This is a genomic window from Paenibacillus sp. NRS-1782 (assembly GCF_050467685.1).
In the GTDB taxonomy this organism is placed as follows: domain Bacteria; phylum Bacillota; class Bacilli; order Paenibacillales; family Paenibacillaceae; genus Paenibacillus; species Paenibacillus terrae_A.
In genome coordinates this window covers 81,467-100,269 of sequence record NZ_JBITPH010000058.1, presented here as the reverse complement: position 1 = coordinate 100,269, position 18,803 = coordinate 81,467, and the positions used below count along the sequence as shown (strand labels likewise).

General features: G+C 48.9%; 16 protein-coding genes. 11 read left to right on the top strand and 5 right to left on the bottom strand.

Features of this window, described 5'->3' with window-relative positions:
• The first annotated feature begins 291 nt into the window (after window positions 1–291).
• Together ACIFQM_RS21370 and ACIFQM_RS21365 are read left to right on the top strand one after the other, a co-directional pair.
• Window positions 292–366 carry a YjcZ family sporulation protein gene (locus ACIFQM_RS21370; protein ID WP_430066099.1) on the top strand — a complete coding sequence of 25 codons (75 nt, stop codon included), beginning with the start codon at window positions 292–294 and terminating at the stop codon, window positions 364–366.
• Between the two features lie 153 nt (window positions 367–519).
• Window positions 520–2,328, top strand: a complete 1,809-nt coding sequence (locus tag ACIFQM_RS21365; protein WP_430037531.1) for a peptidoglycan D,D-transpeptidase FtsI family protein — start codon at window positions 520–522, stop codon at window positions 2,326–2,328.
• Here the strand turns inward: ACIFQM_RS21365 and ACIFQM_RS21360 are convergent.
• Window positions 2,283–3,437, bottom strand: coding sequence for an AI-2E family transporter (locus ACIFQM_RS21360; RefSeq protein ID WP_430037534.1), 1,155 nt, complete (start codon window positions 3,435–3,437; stop codon window positions 2,283–2,285). The two genes, ACIFQM_RS21365 and ACIFQM_RS21360, sit on opposite strands and share 46 nt — an antisense overlap.
• Before the next feature lie 202 nt (window positions 3,438–3,639).
• Between ACIFQM_RS21360 and ACIFQM_RS21355 the strand changes: the two genes are divergently transcribed.
• Window positions 3,640–5,037, top strand: a complete 1,398-nt coding sequence (locus ACIFQM_RS21355) for a polysaccharide deacetylase family protein (RefSeq protein ID WP_430066097.1) — start codon at window positions 3,640–3,642, stop codon at window positions 5,035–5,037.
• A gap of 88 nt (window positions 5,038–5,125) precedes the next feature.
• On the opposite strand, the gene ilvD is transcribed toward ACIFQM_RS21355, so the two are convergent.
• The 3 genes from ilvD to ACIFQM_RS21340 all read right to left on the bottom strand — a co-directional run bounded on the left by ilvD (window position 5,126) and on the right by ACIFQM_RS21340 (window position 8,510).
• Window positions 5,126–6,814 (bottom strand): dihydroxy-acid dehydratase, encoded by a 1,689-nt coding sequence (gene ilvD, locus ACIFQM_RS21350; protein ID WP_044648168.1) that lies wholly within the window; start codon window positions 6,812–6,814, stop codon window positions 5,126–5,128.
• A gap of 237 nt (window positions 6,815–7,051) precedes the next feature.
• Complete coding sequence (locus ACIFQM_RS21345) at window positions 7,052–7,300, bottom strand: KGG domain-containing protein (protein WP_014282920.1); 249 nt, start codon at window positions 7,298–7,300, stop codon at window positions 7,052–7,054.
• A gap of 175 nt (window positions 7,301–7,475) precedes the next feature.
• The gene (locus tag ACIFQM_RS21340) at window positions 7,476–8,510 is read right to left on the bottom strand and encodes an acyltransferase family protein (protein ID WP_430066095.1); all 1,035 of its coding nucleotides are present in this window, start codon (window positions 8,508–8,510) and stop codon (window positions 7,476–7,478) included.
• Between the two features lie 317 nt (window positions 8,511–8,827).
• On the opposite strand from ACIFQM_RS21340, the gene ACIFQM_RS21335 reads away from it, so the two are divergent.
• The 4 genes from ACIFQM_RS21335 to mgrA all read left to right on the top strand — a co-directional run bounded on the left by ACIFQM_RS21335 (window position 8,828) and on the right by mgrA (window position 12,263).
• Window positions 8,828–9,634, top strand: a complete 807-nt coding sequence (locus ACIFQM_RS21335; RefSeq protein WP_430037542.1) for an alpha/beta fold hydrolase — start codon at window positions 8,828–8,830, stop codon at window positions 9,632–9,634.
• A 15-nt stretch (window positions 9,635–9,649) separates the two neighbouring features.
• Window positions 9,650–10,429, top strand: a complete 780-nt coding sequence (locus tag ACIFQM_RS21330; RefSeq protein ID WP_430037545.1) for an HAD family hydrolase — start codon at window positions 9,650–9,652, stop codon at window positions 10,427–10,429.
• Window positions 10,417–11,160 (top strand): NAD-dependent protein deacylase, encoded by a 744-nt coding sequence (locus ACIFQM_RS21325; RefSeq protein WP_430037547.1) that lies wholly within the window; start codon window positions 10,417–10,419, stop codon window positions 11,158–11,160. The genes ACIFQM_RS21330 and ACIFQM_RS21325 overlap by 13 nt, the downstream gene beginning before the upstream one ends.
• Before the next feature lie 83 nt (window positions 11,161–11,243).
• Window positions 11,244–12,263: an L-glyceraldehyde 3-phosphate reductase gene (gene mgrA, locus ACIFQM_RS21320; protein WP_430037549.1), complete on the top strand. Its 1,020-nt coding sequence runs from the start codon at window positions 11,244–11,246 to the stop codon at window positions 12,261–12,263.
• Between the two features lie 149 nt (window positions 12,264–12,412).
• Here the strand turns inward: mgrA and ACIFQM_RS21315 are convergent, their stop codons facing one another.
• The gene (locus tag ACIFQM_RS21315; RefSeq protein ID WP_430037552.1) at window positions 12,413–13,294 is read right to left on the bottom strand and encodes a helix-turn-helix domain-containing protein; all 882 of its coding nucleotides are present in this window, start codon (window positions 13,292–13,294) and stop codon (window positions 12,413–12,415) included.
• A 218-nt stretch (window positions 13,295–13,512) separates the two neighbouring features.
• On the opposite strand from ACIFQM_RS21315, the gene ACIFQM_RS21310 reads away from it, so the two are divergent.
• The 4 genes from ACIFQM_RS21310 (at window position 13,513) to ACIFQM_RS21295 (ending at window position 18,695) form a co-directional block, all read left to right on the top strand.
• Window positions 13,513–14,691: a galactokinase gene (locus ACIFQM_RS21310; protein ID WP_430037554.1), complete on the top strand. Its 1,179-nt coding sequence runs from the start codon at window positions 13,513–13,515 to the stop codon at window positions 14,689–14,691.
• 1 nt (window position 14,692) lies between these two features.
• A complete protein-coding gene (gene galE / locus ACIFQM_RS21305) occupies window positions 14,693–15,682 on the top strand; it encodes a UDP-glucose 4-epimerase GalE (protein WP_137063992.1) in 990 nt (329 codons plus the stop codon).
• 18 nt (window positions 15,683–15,700) lie between these two features.
• Window positions 15,701–17,344 (top strand): UDP-glucose--hexose-1-phosphate uridylyltransferase, encoded by a 1,644-nt coding sequence (locus tag ACIFQM_RS21300; protein WP_430037612.1) that lies wholly within the window; start codon window positions 15,701–15,703, stop codon window positions 17,342–17,344.
• Window positions 17,345–17,531: 187 nt separating this feature from the next.
• Complete coding sequence (locus ACIFQM_RS21295) at window positions 17,532–18,695, top strand: iron-containing alcohol dehydrogenase (RefSeq protein WP_430037556.1); 1,164 nt, start codon at window positions 17,532–17,534, stop codon at window positions 18,693–18,695.
• The last annotated feature ends 108 nt before the right edge of the window (window positions 18,696–18,803 follow it).

The following is an 18,803-nucleotide window of genomic DNA, read 5'->3' as shown; positions in this document are numbered from 1 at the left end:
CATAGCCTATACAGTACGCTAAAAACAAAGGAGGCGTTCTTATGGGAGAAATGGAAAGAGGCTTCGGAGGAGTGTGGACATCAATAGCCGCTATCCTGACACTGTTTATTTTGCTAGTGATCATCTTGAAAACATTTCTCTTATAACATTGTGGGCTCTACTGCATCGTACTGGTAGAGCCTTATTTGTTTGCCTGAATGCCCTGCCCTTGATTAATCTCCTACATATGCTGAAGTGTACTACACATCAAAGGAGGGATCGAGCCATGGGGGATTTGAAGGTGGTTGCGGCGTGTGGACTTCTACGGGTGCAATTTTGGTACTCTTTATTCTGTTGGTTATCATCACTAAAGCCTGTTGGGTTTAATTTGTAAATAATCGTGAAGGCAATGTTCAATAACTAACCACTCGGCTTCTCAAGCTGGGTGGTTTTGCTTTTCAATAAAACGATATGCCATATAGCATACAGATTGGAAAAAACATTTACAGGACATACTACTGGAAAAAAGATGAAAGGAGGATGCATGTGCCGAGGCGTGGCAGCAGTTTTATTCGAAAATGTCGCATTGCATATATGGCTGTGGGCATTACGGCTTTGCTACTCATTTTGCTGTTGCGGCTGGCCTGGATACAGGGGACGGCGGGTATCCACATGTCCGCTTACGGAGGTCATTCGCTCAAGGAAATGTCTGTACGCCAGCGGCAGGAGGGCATTGCAATCGACTCGGGGCGGGGGCAATTTACGGATCGGTACGGACGTTCGTTAACTGGGGGCGTGGTATGGGCGCCAGTGCTTTTTCCTGATGTAGACGGTAAAACAGCCCTGCACGGAGAACAGCTTTCCAAGCTGCTGCGGACAGACAAGAAAAAGCTGCTGTCTCAATGGAAGGGGCTGCAATCCCCGCTGTTATGGCGAGATGGTCGTGGAGAACCCCTGCAAATCAAGCCGGATGAAGCGGACCAGCTGCTTAGCCTTGCACCTTCTCTGGTAGAGCTTGTACCGTATTCGAAACGCTACAACAAAGTACCCAATGGCAAGCAATGGCTCGGATTTCTGTACGAACGACCAGATCGACCGGGGCAATTACCAATCGGGGCAGCCGGGCTGGAAAGAACGCTGGAGCCACTCCTGAGTGGTGTGGGTGAAACCTTCGTTTCTCGATTTGTCGATGCGCAGCGCCGTCCGCTGACTCATGTGCCGTTACGTGTAAGTGCCCCATCCAATGGCCACTATCCTCTACAGGTCCAGACGACCATTGATCTCCCCTTACAGCAGCAGCTTGAAAAGCTGACGGAAACGAATCATCTGGCAGAAGGGGCGGTGGTTGTGCTGGATGCGGGGAACGCCGATGTGCTGGCGATGGTGTCTCGTCCTTTTTATAACCCTGGTCGCGTCGATCCACACCAGACCACAGGTTGGGCTAACCGTGCGCTCAAGGCAGTGACACCCGGTTCAATTTTTAAGCTGGTTACGGCGGCGGCTGCGCTTGAATCAGGGGCAGTCCAACCGAAGGAGCAATTCCATTGTCATGGGACCTATGGGAAGTATGGTTTGGCTTGCTGGAAAAAAGAAGGACACGGTAGCCTGAACCTGGAGGAGGGGCTCGCCGTATCCTGTAATATCGTGTTCGCTCATCTGGGTGAACGGCTGAGCCCTGCCCAAATTCAGGCGACAGCCTCTGCGCTCGGCTTGAGCCGGACCGTCGGCTGGCAGGAGCGGAATCTTGCGGGCATAGCCCAGTTCAGTCCGTTGGATCACGAAGAAAAGGGAGCCGTATTCGGCTCCCATACAGATGCGATTGATCCGGGTGTGCGTGTCCAGACAGCTATCGGTCAGCGAGACGTACGGGTCACGCCCCTCCAAGCCGCCAATCTTATCGTGACATTGCTGCATGATGGTCAGGTGCATGCTCCACGGCTGGTGAAGCACATCGGCTACGCAGACGGAGGCACATTGCTGGATCTGCCAGCTCACGCTTCTCCATCCCCCGAAGGAAGCCGTCCGATTCACGCTTCCACGGCCCGCACGCTTCGCGAAGCGATGGAGAAGGTTGTAGCCCACGGCACAGGTGCATCCTTGCGTGGCAAGTCTTGGAATCTGGCTGGAAAATCGGGCACAGCCCAAGCTCTAAAGGACGGGCAACCCGTGAATCACCAATGGTTTATCGGTTATGGACCGGTGGAGCATCCTCGTTATGCCGTTGCTGTCTTGGTACAAAATGCGCCCCAGCATTCTGCAAATCAGGCAACAGCACTGTTCAGTCAAGTAATGGATCTGTTGGCTCAATTTTCCTCGGTTCCACTAGGAGCTACACGATCTTCCTCCTGAATTTTGACAATAAAGGGAGGCTCCTCGAATTCTTCTGTCGGAAATCGGATCCATTGCTGCAAATAGCCTTGCTGCCATAATTCCTTCAGTAAAATGATCAGGATTGGAGACAGGATCAAACCTGCCAATCCGAAGATCGACAGTGAGATGATGGCAAAGGAAAGCATCAGATAAGCGGATGAAACACCGATGGAATTACCAGTGATTTTAGGCTCTGCCAGCTGGCGGACAATTACCGTAACAGCCATGACAATAAGCAGTCCTACAGCCAGGCTGGAGTTGCCTGTGATGAACAAATAGACGGCCCACGGAATAAAAATAACAGGTACACCCAGTAAGGGCAAAATATCGAACAAAGCCGCCACAAGAGCCAACGACAGAGCATTATCCACTTGCAAAATGAGTAAACCTATAAATACGAGAACAAAGGTAATGCTTACCAGCATAGCTTGTGCCTTTAAAAAGGCCGAAATGGCTTTGAGTACATGATTTTTCAGAAAAAGATAAGCGGTTTTAAGCGTTTTGGGTGTTTTACTACGGGCAATGCCTTTCCAAAGATTGATCTCCATACTTAAAAAGAAAGCTAAAATAATGGCAACTGCAAAGTTGCCCATAAAGACAGTGAAGGAGCTGAGAAGCTGTATAAAAAAGGATAGCCCCAGTTGCGCCCATTTGGTGGCAATAGCAGTCGCAGTTTCAAAATAATCGTTAACACGTTCAGTAATCCCCGGCGGCAAAGCGGCAATTTTATCTTGGGAAAGATGAAGATACCGTGTGAATTCCGTTTGGATAATCTGGGTATACTGTGGGAGATTTTGCGCCACTTTCGTAAATTGCGTAACCAGAATCAGACCTAATCCAAAAAAAATAGCGAGTAAAAGGATGATAAACAGCAAAACAGAGAGTGCGGAAGCGAAGGGCTTCTTCATACCTTTACGGTGGAAATAACGGGCCACAGGTTCAATGCACCAAAACACAACGAACGACAGGAATACAGGGGCCGCGAGCTGATACAGCTTACTGGATACGAACATAATTAAATACACAGTTAATACAATCAGGCCGATATCAAAAACGGTCCGCCAATATTTTTTGTACAATGGAAGCATATGTATACAACGACTCCTTTAAGATTTTTACCTATTGTACACTAAATTGGATCGCTATGCTGCTTACACAGTGCTAAAATACAGAATCAAAACCAGCAGCAAAATCTCGGCAACCTTACGTCTTTGTGATAACATAAAAGTAAGTGAGTTTTCCTCAGGAGGCCTGCTTGGTAGTCCAGAAATAGAAAAGTGGGGATAAAACGTGCAGACTTTACTGTTATGGATGTTTTACATTTCAACTTTTTATGCTTTTATTCCGGCGCTGGTCAGTCGAATGTTTGGATTCCGGGTGTTTCGGCGGGGCAAAAGTGAGCAAGAGTATGCGCTCACCTTCGATGATGGTCCTGATCCAGTGTATACGCCGCAGTTGCTTGATTTGCTGAAGCGTTTTGAGGCCAAGGCTACTTTTTTTGTCGTAGGCGTACATGCGGAAAAACACCCGGAGCTTTTGAAACGCATGCATGACGAAGGTCACTTGATCGGTATTCATAATTATGTGCACAAATCGAATTGGCTTATGCGGCCCGTCACGGTCAGAAGACAAATTGCCCGGACAGAGGCTGTTATTCGGCGGGTAACCGGGGAAGGAACGACCTTTTATCGCCCACCATGGGGAATTGTGAATTTCTTTGATATTTCCAACTCGAATGGTCGCCGAATCGTATTATGGTCCTCCATGTTTGGGGATTGGAAGGCAAGCATCGGAGCAAAACAGTTGGCTGAGCGGATGCTCAAAAAGCTGAGGGGTGGCGAGGTGATGCTGCTCCATGACTGTGGTACAACACTGGGGGCAGACGCAGGCGCTCCGCAAAACATGCTGATTGCGCTGGAGAAGCTGTTGGTGGTTGCCCAAGAACGGAAGCTACGCAGCATACGTGTCGATACCTTATTTTGTCGTGAGTCCCCCAGCAGACCTACTACTACCGAAACATCCAATACGAGTTGGTTTAAAAGAACATTAGTATTCGGATGGTTGCTGTATGAGCAGCTATTTCACGTTCTGTTCCGTCTACGTCCAGTGCGTGAGGAGGACACGATCTTTTATTACAAGCGTAGTACCTACCACGGGCCAAATGTGAACATGGAAAACGGCAGGTGGCTGGAAAAAGGGGACGCCGTGGTTGAGCTGCATTTTGATAATAAAATGCTGTTTCAGTTAGGCACAACCGCCAAGTCTATGGTGCATTTGGCCATTCAACTGATTCGGATTGTAAAACGACAGCTTCCTGATCTCGCCTATCGAATTGCGGATGACCCCAAAATGAACGGCATTAAGGCCATCTATGCAGTGAGTATGATTAATCGGGGACCGGAGAAGCTGGGTTTTCAGATACGAGAGCTTCCCAAGGGACTGTTTAGGATAGCATCAACCTTATATTTAAAGCTGTTATTTAGTGTTATCCATCCTTCCGGCCCAGAGCGGTTGAATGAAAAAAGGGACGAGATGGTGCCGAAGATGATTGTGATGCCGATTGATACTCTGTTTGACCGCTTCTGGCTGGGGGATTCATACCCTACAGATCAAGGTCAAAGCAAAACAGATCCTATTCAGGAAACAGTTAGAGCCTCGCAAGCAGCAGATACAAGATCAAGTAGTTGAATTTACGCTACAAAAGCCTCCCAACCCCTGTGACCAGGGTGTTCGGGAGGCTTTTGTTTATTCATTTTTAAACACATCATGATAGGGATTAGATTTTCATAATACCGCCGTTGCTTGCATTGGTCACCAGCTTGGAGTAACGTGCCAGGTAACCTGTTTTAACCTTCGGCTCGAAGCCTTTCCAGTTTGCGCGACGACGTTCAAATTCTTCATCACTAATTTGCAGCTCAATCGTACGATTGTTCAGATCCAGCTCGATAATATCGCCGTCCTCAACAAAAGCGATAGGGCCGCCTTCTGCTGCTTCGGGGGAAATGTGACCGATGGAGATACCACGGGATGCGCCTGAGAAGCGTCCGTCTGTAATCAGGCCGACCTTGGCACCAAGTCCCATACCGACGATTTGCGAAGTTGGAGCGAGCATTTCAGGCATACCCGGTCCACCCTTAGGACCTTCATAACGGATAACAACAACGTGGCCTTCTGCGATTTTACCATTGGCAATACCAGCCAGCGCATCTTCCTGTGAATCAAAGCAGATGGCAGGGCCTTTGTGATAACCACCAACAGACGGATCAACTGCACCGACTTTAATGATGGAGCCTTGCGGTGCCAGATTACCGAATAATACAGCCAAACCGCCGCGTTCGGAATAAGGGTTGTCCAGCTTATGGATAACGTTGGTATCCAGAATTTCCTGACCCTCTACGTTTTCACGGATCGTTTTTCCGGTTACGGTAATACAATCACCATGCAGTGCGCCCGGCTTCTTCAACAATTCATTCAGCACTGCGCTTACGCCGCCTGCATTATGAACATCCTCGATATGATAGTCGGAAGCAGGTGCCAATTTGGACAAATGAGGTACGCGGTTCGCCACTTCATTGATCCGTTCGATAGGGTAGTCTACTTCAGCTTCATGAGCCAGTGCCAATGTGTGCAATACCGTATTGGTGGAACCACCCATGGCCATATCCAGCGCAAATGCGTTATCAATAGCTTCTTTAGTCACGATATCACGTGGTTTCAGGTCCAGCTTGATCAATTCCATCAATTGACGTGCAGATTGTTTGACAAATTCTTTACGTTCTTCCGCTACTGCGAGAATGGTGCCGTTACCAGGCATAGCCAGACCCATTGCTTCAGCGAGACAGTTCATGGAGTTCGCTGTGAACATACCTGAGCAAGAGCCACAAGTGGGACAGCCGTATTGTTCTAATTCCAGCAGGCTTTGATCATCGATTTTACCAGCCTGATATGCACCTACGCCTTCGAAGACGGAGGTCAGGGAGATGGAGCGCCCGTTCTTGTCTTTACCAGCTTTCATGGGGCCACCGCTGACGAAAATAGTCGGGATGTTCACGCGCAATGCGCCCATCATCATGCCGGGTGTGATTTTATCACAGTTTGGAATGCAGACCATGCCGTCAAACCAGTGAGCGGAAACGACAGTTTCCAGGGAGTCGGCAATAATTTCGCGACTTGGCAGAGAATAACGCATACCAATGTGTCCCATGGCAATGCCGTCGTCTACACCAATGGTGTTAAACTCAAAAGGTACGCCGCCTGCCTCACGAATGGCTTGCTTGACAATTTTGCCGAATTCCTGCAAATGGACGTGGCCCGGTACGATGTCGATATACGAGTTACACACCGCAATAAATGGTTTGTCAAAATCTTCTTCTTTAACGCCCGCTGCGCGCAGCAAGCTGCGGTGAGGAGCGCGGTCAAAGCCTTTTTTAATCATATCGGAACGCATTTTCGTCTTAGCTGTCATGATGCTGGTTTCCCCCCAAAGTAAAAAAATAGTATGGCGTTCGAATGACGCCGAATTAGCGCAGATGTTTTCTAAAGAGTCTATCATACCTGTGCGCATATTTCTACATATATAGAAAGTAATCGTTTGGATTTTTGTGATGTTGGTAAAATATGAAAAAGCCCACTCCGCAATAAAGCAGGATGGGCTTGAGCTTGCTTTTATAGTTACGAAGGGTGTTTTATGTGGTACTGCACATTAATTTCTGCCGCCTTTGCGTCCAATGTCCCTGTAGAAATCTTTGTCATGGGACTCAGCCGTAGCATCGCCGCCACGTTTACCAATTTCCTGATAAAATTCTTTATCGTGGGAGTTAGCGGTAGCTTGCCCGCCTTTTTTACCAATCTCCTGATAAAATTCCTTGTTGTGCTTCTTGGATGTAGCTTCTCCACCCATACGACCTGCCTCTTCGCGACTCATTTTGCCTTGATCCTGATTACGTGCCATTACAAATCACTCCTTTATGAAAAGTTGTTTTTTGTTGCGCGCATCCATTACTTACCACATCACTCCTTGATGAAACAGGCCCCTTGCTAAGTAAAGAGGGTCAGGGTCCGCCTGATTTTTCTTCTGATAGCGGATTGTCGCGTGCAGATACTTGAATCAGAATGGACATAAAAAGTTATGCTGATCGTTTAAAAAGATACGGAGACGGTTTAAGCATCCAGTCAACCCGTGGCTCGATGAAAGGATGTGTTGCATTCCGCACCCAAGGCAGAGTCAGCAGACAGCACAGACCCGCAGCACACGCTACAATCAGCATCACTTCCACCGGAGTGTCTATATAATCGTAAATCCCCTTGGCAGCAGCGGTACGGACAATCAGACCATGGAGCAAAAAGACGTATAATGTCCGCCGCCCCATTTCAGTTATACGTCCAGTGACGGCTGGAACAAAGCTCAGAAACGCGGTAGCCGCTATGAACTGCACTCCGTAAATGCCAATGCGGTAAATCCCCGCATACCATTCGGTATGGCCCAGCTCACCATAAGTCAGGCTGCCATACAGCCAGCCCGCAGGAATGCCGTAATACGACGTTCCCGCCAGTACCATAAGCAGAAGGGACACTACGCCTGCGATCACACGAACTGGAGTCGTGAAGAAGCGGCGAACATCTGCATAATGCAGATGATACCCTGCTATAAAAAAGGGCAAATAAACAAAGGTTCTGCTTATGCTGAGCCAGACGCCATCCACCGGGAGATACCCCACAAGGATACCCAGCAGCACGGAGATACCTAGTTGGACAACTGGCGGCATTCCCTGGAAAGCAAGCATCAGCAGTCTCCAGCAGATATGGCTGGCGAGGAACCAGAGCAGCAGATAAGGTGCAAAAAAAGAATGATGAATATGGGAAACATGGAAGAGTGCAGCATCCAATATCGAATAGAGGGTCTGGAAAATAAAATATTGCATACCGATCTGAAGCAAGACTTTCCGGCCCGCGTACCCAGCTAACGATGTTTTGGCAAAGTACCCTGTAACGAGCACGAACAACGGCATATGAAACATGAATATCCAGCTAAACCATTGTTGGGCGATGTGAAGCGAGCCGACCAAGGGCTCCAGAGCATTGCCTGCAAATACGCATATGATCAACATAAAGCGTAAATTGAGAAAGAAGCTTTCTCCTTGTATGTCATGGCTTGTCGTCATGTAATTCCCTCCGAACGGCACTTAGCCGAGTAAACTCTGTATAAAATAATCCTTACAAGGAACAAGGTACGATACTCTGAGCTTTACCATTGTGATTTTATTCACAATTGTAAGCGCTATCATGTCCTTATAATGTGGCGGAAGCTTGAACAGGGGGAAAAGACCGGGCTAATGTCTGGAAATGTCTTCTTATTTGACCCTGTGTGCGCAACGATGGTACCCTAACTAGGCTATAGATAAGCTGATTTGCGCAGCAAAAAGATTTCATACACCAATCATGAATCATGAGGTACGAATTACGAAAGGAACCTTTAATAATGAGAAGAAGAACGAGAAGATCATACAGCTCATATGGAACACGCGGTCCCTGGAAAATATGGAAAATCCTTTTGGGAATCCTGATCGTCATTGTGCTTATCGCAGGCTGGGGAGCATGGAAGGTATTTACGCCCTATCAGCCTGACAGCACAGCTACTGCCGCATTAACAGAAGTAGCCGATGCTGTGAAGGTGAACGAACAACAGCATTGGGTTGGTTTTGAGCCTGTAAAAAGAAATGGTATCGGAGTTATTTTGTACCCGGGTGCGTTGGTGAAGCCCGAAAGCTACGCTCCTTTGGCCCGCCGTCTGGCGGAAAAGGGTCATCATGTGATCATTGCAAAAATGCCGCTGAACCTTGCATTGACTTCCCCGGATTTGGCGGGTGAGGTGTTGAAGGCATATCCGAAAGAAACTTTTGTGATTGGAGGCCATTCGTTAGGTGGTGTTATAGCTGCCCGCTATGCGGCTGCACATCCCGATCAGGTCAAGGGCGTATTTTTCCTTGCTTCCTACCCGGACAGTAAGGGGAATTTGAAGGATAAAAATCTGCCGGTCATTTCCCTGCTTGGAAGTGATGATGGAGTTATTAAAATGGATAGTGTTCAAAGTGGAAGGGCTTATCTACCAGCCAATACGCTGTATTTTACAGTTGAGGGCGGCAATCATGCCCAATTTGGCAGCTACGGAGCCCAAAAGGGAGATAACCCTGCTAAAATTAGCCCGGCCGAGCAATGGAATCAAACGGTTTCAGCTTTGCAGGACTGGATGAAAGAGAGTGTAGATTCAGCTCCAAAAAACCAGTAAAAGGAGGCGGGCTGCATGTCTGAGTTAGTCGTGCAGGGACAGCGGTTTCCATGCCGTGGCATTTTATTGGACAAGGATGGCACACTGCTGGATTTTATTCAGTTGTGGGGTCCCTGGGCCCGTTCTATACTGGATATGCTGGAACAGCATCTTGCCGTGGCAGGTACAGATTTTACGGTGGAAAAAGGCAGCATTCTGGGTACCATCCACGACCCTGAGGGGCGCGTGATCGGCTATGATCCTTCCGGCCCGCTGGCGATGGGGACAGTGGATGAAAGTACGGGCGTACTGGCTTGGCAGCTTTATACTGCCGGTGTACCATGGAATGAAGCAGTGAGGCTGGTTCGGGATTTTAACAAAACGGCGATGGCTGATGTGCGGCGACATCGGGCCGCGAAGGTGTTTCCGGGCTTACGGACGCTACTGGAGCAAAGCCGCCGTGCCGGATTGAAGCTGGCGGTCGTGACCTCTGACAGTACAGAGGCTGCGCAGGAGCATCTGGAGTGGATGGGGCTGACGTCCTATTTTGACGAGGTCATCGGACACGACAGAGTTACATACGGCAAGCCGGACCCGGAAATGGCTGAAAAAGCCTGCGATTTGCTAGGACTGTCGCCAGCGGATGTAGCTGTCATCGGAGACAGCAACGGGGATATGCAGATGGGCAAGCGTGCCGGGGTGCGGCTGGCCATCGGATTTGCGCCAGAGCCGGAACGTTCCGGTCATTTGCTGGATGCGGACATCATCGTCCGCGGATATGAAGAGCTGGAGGTGCGTGAAACATGGACAAAGTAAAAACGTTGGCTGAATGGATACAGCAATCACAAAATATTGTTTTTTTCGGCGGGGCGGGTACGTCGACGGAGAGCGGTATCCCGGATTTTCGTTCGGCGGCTGGTCTGTATCAGAGTGAGGAAAAATTGCCTTATCCTCCGGAGGTTATGCTTAGCCGTTCTTTTTTTGTAAAGCATCCTGAAGTGTTTTTTGGCTTCTATCGCAGCAAAATGCTGCATCCGGATGCGGAGCCGAATGGCTGCCATCGTTTCCTTGCAGCACTGGAACAGCAAGGGCGACTCAAAGCGGTCGTGACGCAAAACATTGACAGCCTGCATCAGGCCGCAGGCAGTGTGAATGTGCTTGAGCTTCACGGCTCGGTGCATCGCAACCATTGTATGGAATGCGGGCGCTTTTACAGTCTGAACGAAGTGATAGACAGCACCGAGGTGGTGCCCAAATGTCCAGTAGACGGGGGAATTATCAAACCGGATGTCGTTTTATACGAGGAAGAGCTGGATCAGGATACGCTTGTCCGATCCATTCAGGCTATCTCGCAGGCCGATCTGCTATTAATTGGAGGAACCTCACTGACGGTGCATCCTGCGGCGGGGCTGATTACTTATTTTCATGGTAAACATACGGTACTGCTTAATACAGACCCCACTTCATATGATCACAAGGCGGATCTCCTGATTACCAATCCCATCGGCAGGGTTATGGGAGAACTCGGCAGCCAATTGAGTTTGTAATCGTTTTCTTGTCAACGGCTGGATAAAAGCGCTATGATGTTGTTGAATGGACATAACAATGTTTCGAGAGAGGCTGGGATAGCATGGTTTATTTGGCTAGCGATGATCGTTATGAAAATATGAAATACAACCGCACAGGGAGATCAGGCCTTAAGCTTCCTGCCATTTCACTGGGCTTGTGGCACAATTTTGGCGGGATCAATAATGCGGAGAACGGCCGTAACATGGTTACTCGTTCCTTTGATCTGGGGATTACGCATTTTGATCTAGCTAATAACTATGGTCCTCCAGCGGGTTCAGCAGAGGAATTTTTCGGACAAGTGTTGGCTAGTGATTTGAAGCCATACCGGGATGAGATGGTCATTTCGACCAAGGCGGGCTACTATATGTGGCCAGGACCTTATGGTGATTGGGGCTCACGCAAGTATCTGATATCCAGTCTGGATCAGAGCTTGAAGCGGTTGGGACTGGATTACGTCGACATATTTTACTCCCACCGTTTTGATCCTGATACGCCGCTGGAAGAAACAATGCAGGCTCTGGATCATATCGTACGTTCCGGCAAAGCGTTATATGTGGGCGTGTCTAATTATAGTGCGGAGCAAACGGTAGAAGCCGCTCGTATTTTGAAGGAGCTGGGAACACCGCTGCTGATTCATCAGCCCAAATATTCTCTGCTCGACCGCTGGATTGAAAACGGGTTGCAGGATGTACTGGACGAAAACGGGATCGGCAGCATTGCCTTTTGCCCCTTGGCTCAGGGACTGTTGACCAACAAATATTTGAACGGAATTCCCGAGGATTCACGTGCGGCGAGTGCATCTGTCTTCTTGAATGAGAACAATGTGACACCTGAAACACTTCGTAAGGTGCGTGCTCTGAATCAGATGGCGGCTGCACGTGGACAAAGCTTGGCTCAATTCTCGTTGGCTTGGGCTCTGCGTGGTGAACGTCTGACCTCCGTCTTGATTGGCGCCAGCCGTGTGAGCCAAATTGAAGAAAACGTTGCTGCCTTGTCCAATCTGGACTTTTCACAGGAAGAGCTGGATCGGATTGATTCGATTCTGAATGCCGGGAACTTACAGGACGGTGGTACAGCCTAAAGCCCAAAAGCTATTCCATCATCATCGGTATAACGTGCAATTTCTCATACCCAGTATACACGCGACAGCCCGCATCGTTGAAGGATGCGGGTTGTTTGCCGTTTTCCAAACTATACCAGATTGGTCGCTGCTCATGCTGGAACTGAGGATCAATCATCAGACGAAACAGGATGCGGATATTGCTGAATCTTGCTTCGATACTGGGTTGGCGACTGACCGCAGAAGCGCTTGAATTGACGCGAGAAATACAAAGCGTCTGTCAATCCCACCGAAGCGGCCACCTGCTCCACCGAAAGCTCGGGACGCTCGCGTAGCAGTTGACGAGACTTGTCAATTCGCAGCTTGAGCAGATAGGTAACAGGAGAGACGCCCGTTTCCTTCTTGAATATACGTGACAAATACGCACGGTTATAACCAAGTCCTTCGGACATTTGTTCAATAGAAACGGGATGCGCATATTGAGTGGACATATATTGGACCATCTGCTTGACCGTCCGCCGAATTTGCGAATCCGCCCCGGTCGGGTCAGACCAGTCGCTTAAATGATTACCCGCTTCCCCCATGATCAGATACAGGTAGCCGAGGGCTGCAAGATGAGAGCTGGATTTTCGGCTGTAAAAGGCCAACTGCATCTGCTCCAAATAGCCGGGGATCAGGCTTTCACTGGAAGCGTGGAAAACAGGCTGGTGCACGCGCAGTCCTGCTTCCTGCACCATGGTTTCGGTATGCTGTCCTGTAAACGCTGACCAGCGATACCGCCACGGCTCCTCCTCATCGGAGGTATAGCTTACGAGCTGACCGGGATGGATCAGGAAAAAATCGTTTTTTTCAAGCTGATATGAGTGCTGCTCTGTTCGGAAGATACCTTTTCCAGATTCTACAAAATGAAGTAGATAGTAATCATAGAGCTTCGGCCCGACGGCATGACCGGATTTGGTTTGGCTCTCGCCGGCAAAAAGCACGTGCAGCGGGCTATTTTCATAAAACACCGGATTGGAGGTCACAGCATAGCTATATGAATGCGTTTGCAAACAGGGTCATCCTTCCTAGATTTGTGAATGGTTTATTAGATACGATATACTTACATTGTACATATCCAAGTCACATTTATCCATAGCTTTAACACATGGATGCATTACATTATTTAACGCTTTCATTTATACTGAGATCATAAGAAGCGCCAGCCTGATTAAGTTTGTAACAGGGAAGTCAGGGGGCCTTAACTAACGGTGATGAGGTGGATGTGGATATGAACACTACTGAAATAAAGAAACGTTTTATCGACAAATATGGTGAAAGCAGCCATGAACTGCGAATATTTCATGCTCCTGGGCGTGTTAACCTGATTGGGGAGCATATCGACTACAACGGTGGTTATGTACTCCCGGCTGCACTGGAATTCGGTACGACGCTGATTCTTCGTGCGCGTAATGATGATGAAATTCATTTTGCTTCGACAAACCTTTCGTATGAAGTATCTATCCCACGCGGAGAAATAGGTAAAAGTAAAACGGATGAGTGGGTGGACTATCCAGTCGGTGTGCTGGTGGAGCTGGCTGAAAAGGGAGTTTATCCGTCTAGCGGATACGACCTGCTCTATCATGGAGAAATACCGAACGGTGCCGGATTATCCTCCTCTGCCTCGATTGAGGTTGTAACGGGATACGCGTTCCTCACTACCGAAAAACAGGAAACGAATACAGTCGAAATTGCTTTATTGTCCCAGCGGGCAGAAAACAATTACGTTGGTGTCAATTGCGGTATTATGGATCAGTTCGCTGTAGCGAACGGTGCGGCTGATCATGCCATTCTGCTGATGTGTGATACGCTGGAATACCGTAAGGTGTCATTCCGTACCGGTGCCTATAAGCTGGTGATCGGCAACACGAATAAGCGCCGCGGGCTGGTGGATTCAGCCTATAACGAGCGCCGTAGCCAATGTGCCGAAGCACTGTCCATTTTGCAGCAGCAGGAGCCGACGCTGGAATACCTCGCTCAGCTGGATGAGGCCCGTTTCGGTGAGCTCCAGCATTATATTGCGGATGAAACGGTACGTAGCCGGGCACAGCATGTGGTAGAGGAAAACGCTCGTGTGCTGGCCTCTGTCGATGCTCTTGCTGCGAATGATCTCGAAGCTTTTGGGCAATTGATGAACGCTTCGCATGATTCATTGCGTGATTTGTATGAGGTTAGCTGCACGGAGCTGGATGTGATGGTCGAGGAAGCACGGCGCATTCCTGGCACGCTGGGTGCGCGTATGACGGGAGCCGGATTTGGGGGCTGTACGGTTTCACTTGTCCATGAGGACGATGTGGAACGGTTTGTGAAGGAAGTCGGCGAAGCTTATCAGACCCGGACAGGGCTGGAAGCCAGCTTTTATGTATGTAAGGCGGGAGACGGAGTTAAAGAACAGAAGGAGGACGAATAACATGGCTATTTTAGTAACAGGCGGAGCTGGATATATTGGTTCACATACGGTAGCAGAGCTGTTGGATCGGGGAGAAGAAGTTGTGGTGCTGGACAATTTGCAGACCGGGCACAAGGCAGCACTGCTCGGAGGCAAGCTGTATGAAGGTGATCTGAGGGATAAAGAACTGCTGTCCAGACTGTTTTCCGAAAACAGTATCGACGCAGTTATCCATTTTGCAGCCAACTCGCTGGTCGGGGAAAGTATGCAAAATCCGGGTAAATATTATGACAACAACGTATTCGGCACGCTGAGCTTACTGGAGGCCATGAAGGATGCCGGTGTACGCAGGATCGTATTTTCCTCCACTGCGGCTACCTATGGTGAACCGGAAAAGGTGCCGATTGAAGAGGGCGACCGTACGGAGCCAACAAATGTGTATGGTGAAACAAAGCTGATGATGGAGCGTATGATGTCGTGGTTTGATAAAGTATTGGGCATCAAATATGTGTCCCTGCGGTACTTTAATGCGGCCGGTGCGCATGAGAGCGGTAAAATCGGTGAGGATCATCGTCCGGAAAGCCATCTGATTCCGCTGGTACTCCAGACTGCACTGAAACAGCGCCCGCACATTGCGGTGTTTGGTGAGGACTACGCTACACCTGACGGAACGTGCATCCGGGATTACATTCATGTGAGCGATCTGGCAGATGCTCATGTGCGTGCAGTGAATTATTTGCGCGAAGGCCATGATAGCAACGTGTTTAATCTGGGCAACGGACAGGGCTTCTCGGTGAAGGAAGTGATCGAGACGGCACGCAAGGTCACTGGACTCGACATTCCGGTCGTTACAGAGCCGAGGCGCTCGGGTGATCCGGCAGTATTGGTTGCCTCTTCTGAAAAGGCACGTTCGGTGCTGGGCTGGAGTCCGGCGCGTACCCAACTGGAGGACATTATTAGCGGAGCTTGGGGCTGGCATCAGTCGCACCCTCAGGGCTACGGCGACGAATAGACGGGAGACGATGACATGATGAGTAAGAGTCAATCCGCAGATAGAGGTCAAGGCCGGGAGCATTCCGGGGATGAGTCCCATGACATCAATGAAACTGTACAGCAAGCCGCTCTGTATGCGATTGAGCAGCTGGTTGCATTCGCACAAAACCGGGGATTGATCGGTCTGCAAGATACAGATTACAGCCGTAATCTGCTGCTGGAGCAGTTCGGGTTTTCGGAGCCTTATTCCGGGGAGGAGGCAGGGGGCATCACAGCCCCCGAGATTCTCCAGCCTGTGCTTAATGTATTGATTGATTATGGGTATGCGATTGGACTTATATCGGAAAACACAGATACGTACCGTGATTTGCTGGATTCCAAAATCATGGGCCTGCTAATGGCAAGACCGTCTGAAGTCATCCGTGACTTTCGCCAAACAGAGGCCGAACAAGGCATTGAGGCAGCGACAGATGCTTTTTATCAACTGTCCATCGACTCGAATTACATCCGAATGGACCGCATTGCCAGCAATGTGTACTGGAATCAACCGACACCTTACGGAGATATGGAAATCACAATTAATCTGTCCAAGCCTGAGAAAAGTCCGAAGGAAATCGCAATGGCGAAGCTTCTTCCGCCGCCAGTTTATCCCAAATGTCAATTATGCCGTGAAAACGTTGGATATGCCGGAAGGGTGAATCATCCGTCTCGCCAAAACCTGCGCATCATTCCGTTGGAATTGAACGGGGAACCATGGTTTTTTCAATATTCGCCCTATGTGTACTACAACGAGCATTGTATTGTGTTCCATCACGATCATGTGCCAATGAAGCTTACCAAGGATACGCTGCGGCGGCTGCTGGCATTTACGAAAGCATTCCCGCACTATTTTATCGGTTCCAATGCTGATCTGCCGATTGTCGGAGGATCTATTCTGACTCACGATCATTTTCAAGGTGGACGTCATACGTTCCCGATTGAAAAAGCGGGTGTGGACTTCTTGTACCGCAATGAAGTCTTTCCGCAGGTCACAGCAGGGATTGTGGACTGGCCAATGTCGGTGATTCGCTTTACATCAACGGATGCCGAAGCGTTGCTGGAGGCGGGGAATGCCGTTTTTGAAGCCTGGAAGGCTTACAGCGATCCCGCAGCCGATGTTCTCTCTCATACGGAGCAGGACGGAGAAGCAGTGCCGCATAATACGGTGACACCGATTGTTCGCCGGGATGCGGAAGGAAGGTACCAGATGGATCTGGTGCTGCGCAACAACCGGACGAGTGATGAGTTCCCGGAAGGTATTTTTCATCCTCATCGCGAGATGCATCATATCAAGAAGGAAAATATCGGTCTGATCGAGGTTATGGGACTTGCGATTTTGCCGGGGCGGCTTAAGGATGAACTGGATGGTATTGCAGATATTTTATGCGGTAACGACGAGTTGGCTGTAGCTATGCAGCAGGAAGGGCATCCGCTATACAAGCATGCGAGCTGGATTTACCAGTTGAACACCCGATTCGGTCGCCTGTCTGACAAGGAGATGGCTGTTCGCACGGTACAAAATGAAGTTGGACTGAAGTTCAGTGAAATTTTGGAGCATGCAGGAGTGTACAAGCGTGATTCGGAAGGTCAGCAAGCGTTTGGACGTTTTATAAAGCAACTGGGTTATACAACAGGGGAATAAAATAAATGTAGACAGCGCATAATACTATGCGAGAACCCTCCCAAGATATGACATGGAACCATGCTCTTTAAGGAGCGTGGTTTTTTTTCTGAAAAGAAGCAAATTTGTTTCCTGTAACTGAGAAGGTTATAATAGAGTAGTTTCTTAACCATAAATTTTAAAAAAATATTGGAGGCGAACGTTTGCGATGAAAGCATTTGAATTTTATAATCCTACTCAATTGATCTTCGGTAAAGGGCAATTAGAGGCTCTCAAGCGTGAAGTTCCTAAATACGGTAAACGTGTACTGCTTGTATATGGAGGCGGCAGTATTAAGCGCAGCGGCTTGTATGATAATGTAATCAGTCTGCTTCAAGAGATTGGAGCAGAGGTAACGGAACTGGCTGGTGTAGAACCCAATCCTCGCTTGTCCACCGTACATAAGGGCGTGGAATTGTGTAAAACACATCAAATCGACCTCGTACTGGCTGTTGGCGGCGGTAGTGTGCTGGATTGCTCCAAAGCGATTGCTGTCGGGGCGAAATATGATGGCGACATGTGGGATTTTGCAGAGCGTAAAGCGGCTCCACAGGGAGCATTGCCTTTAGGTACAGTTCTGACAATGGCAGCTACCGGTTCGGAAATGAACGCAGGTTCTGTCATTACGAACGAAGAAACACAGGAAAAACTGGGCTGGGGCAGCGTATTTGCGTTCCCTGCGTTTTCCATTCTTGATCCGGTGAACACGTATTCTCTGCCACAAAATCAAACGGTGTACGGAATCGTGGATATGATGTCACATACGCTGGAGCATTACTTCCATCTGGAATCTAACACTCCGGTTCAGCTTGGCTGGTGTGAAACGATTTTGCGTACAGTTATGGATGCGGCTCCGGGCCTGGTCAACGATCTGGAAAACTACGAGCTGCGTGAAACGATGATGTACTGTGGTACGATGGCGCTGAACGGCTTCCTGAACATGGGGCTGACAGGTGACTGGGCAACTCATAATATTGAGCACGCGGTGTCTGCTGTTTATGATATTCCACATGGCGGAGGACTGGCGATTTTGTTCCCGAACTGGATGAAGCATAATCTGCATGTGAAGCCTGAACGCTTCAAGCAGCTGGCTGTGAATGTGTTCCATGTAAACCCGGAAGGCAAGAGTGATGAAGAAGTAGCGCTGGAAGGTATTCAGGCGTTGCGTGATTTCTGGAACTCGATTGGTGCGCCAAGCCGTCTGGCTGATTACGACATTGATGATTCCAAAATCGACGTTATGGCAGATAAAGCTGTGAAATTCGGTTCTTTTGGTGGCTTTAACAAGCTGAATCGCGAAGATGTATTGGAAATTTACAAAGTATCTCTGTAATCCAGTCATGTAGTCCTTGGATAATTGCAAGCACGTTTGTACGTCATTAGACGTATGGACGTGCTTTTTTGGGCTTGATTTGGAATTTTAGAGGAAAATTTTGAAACT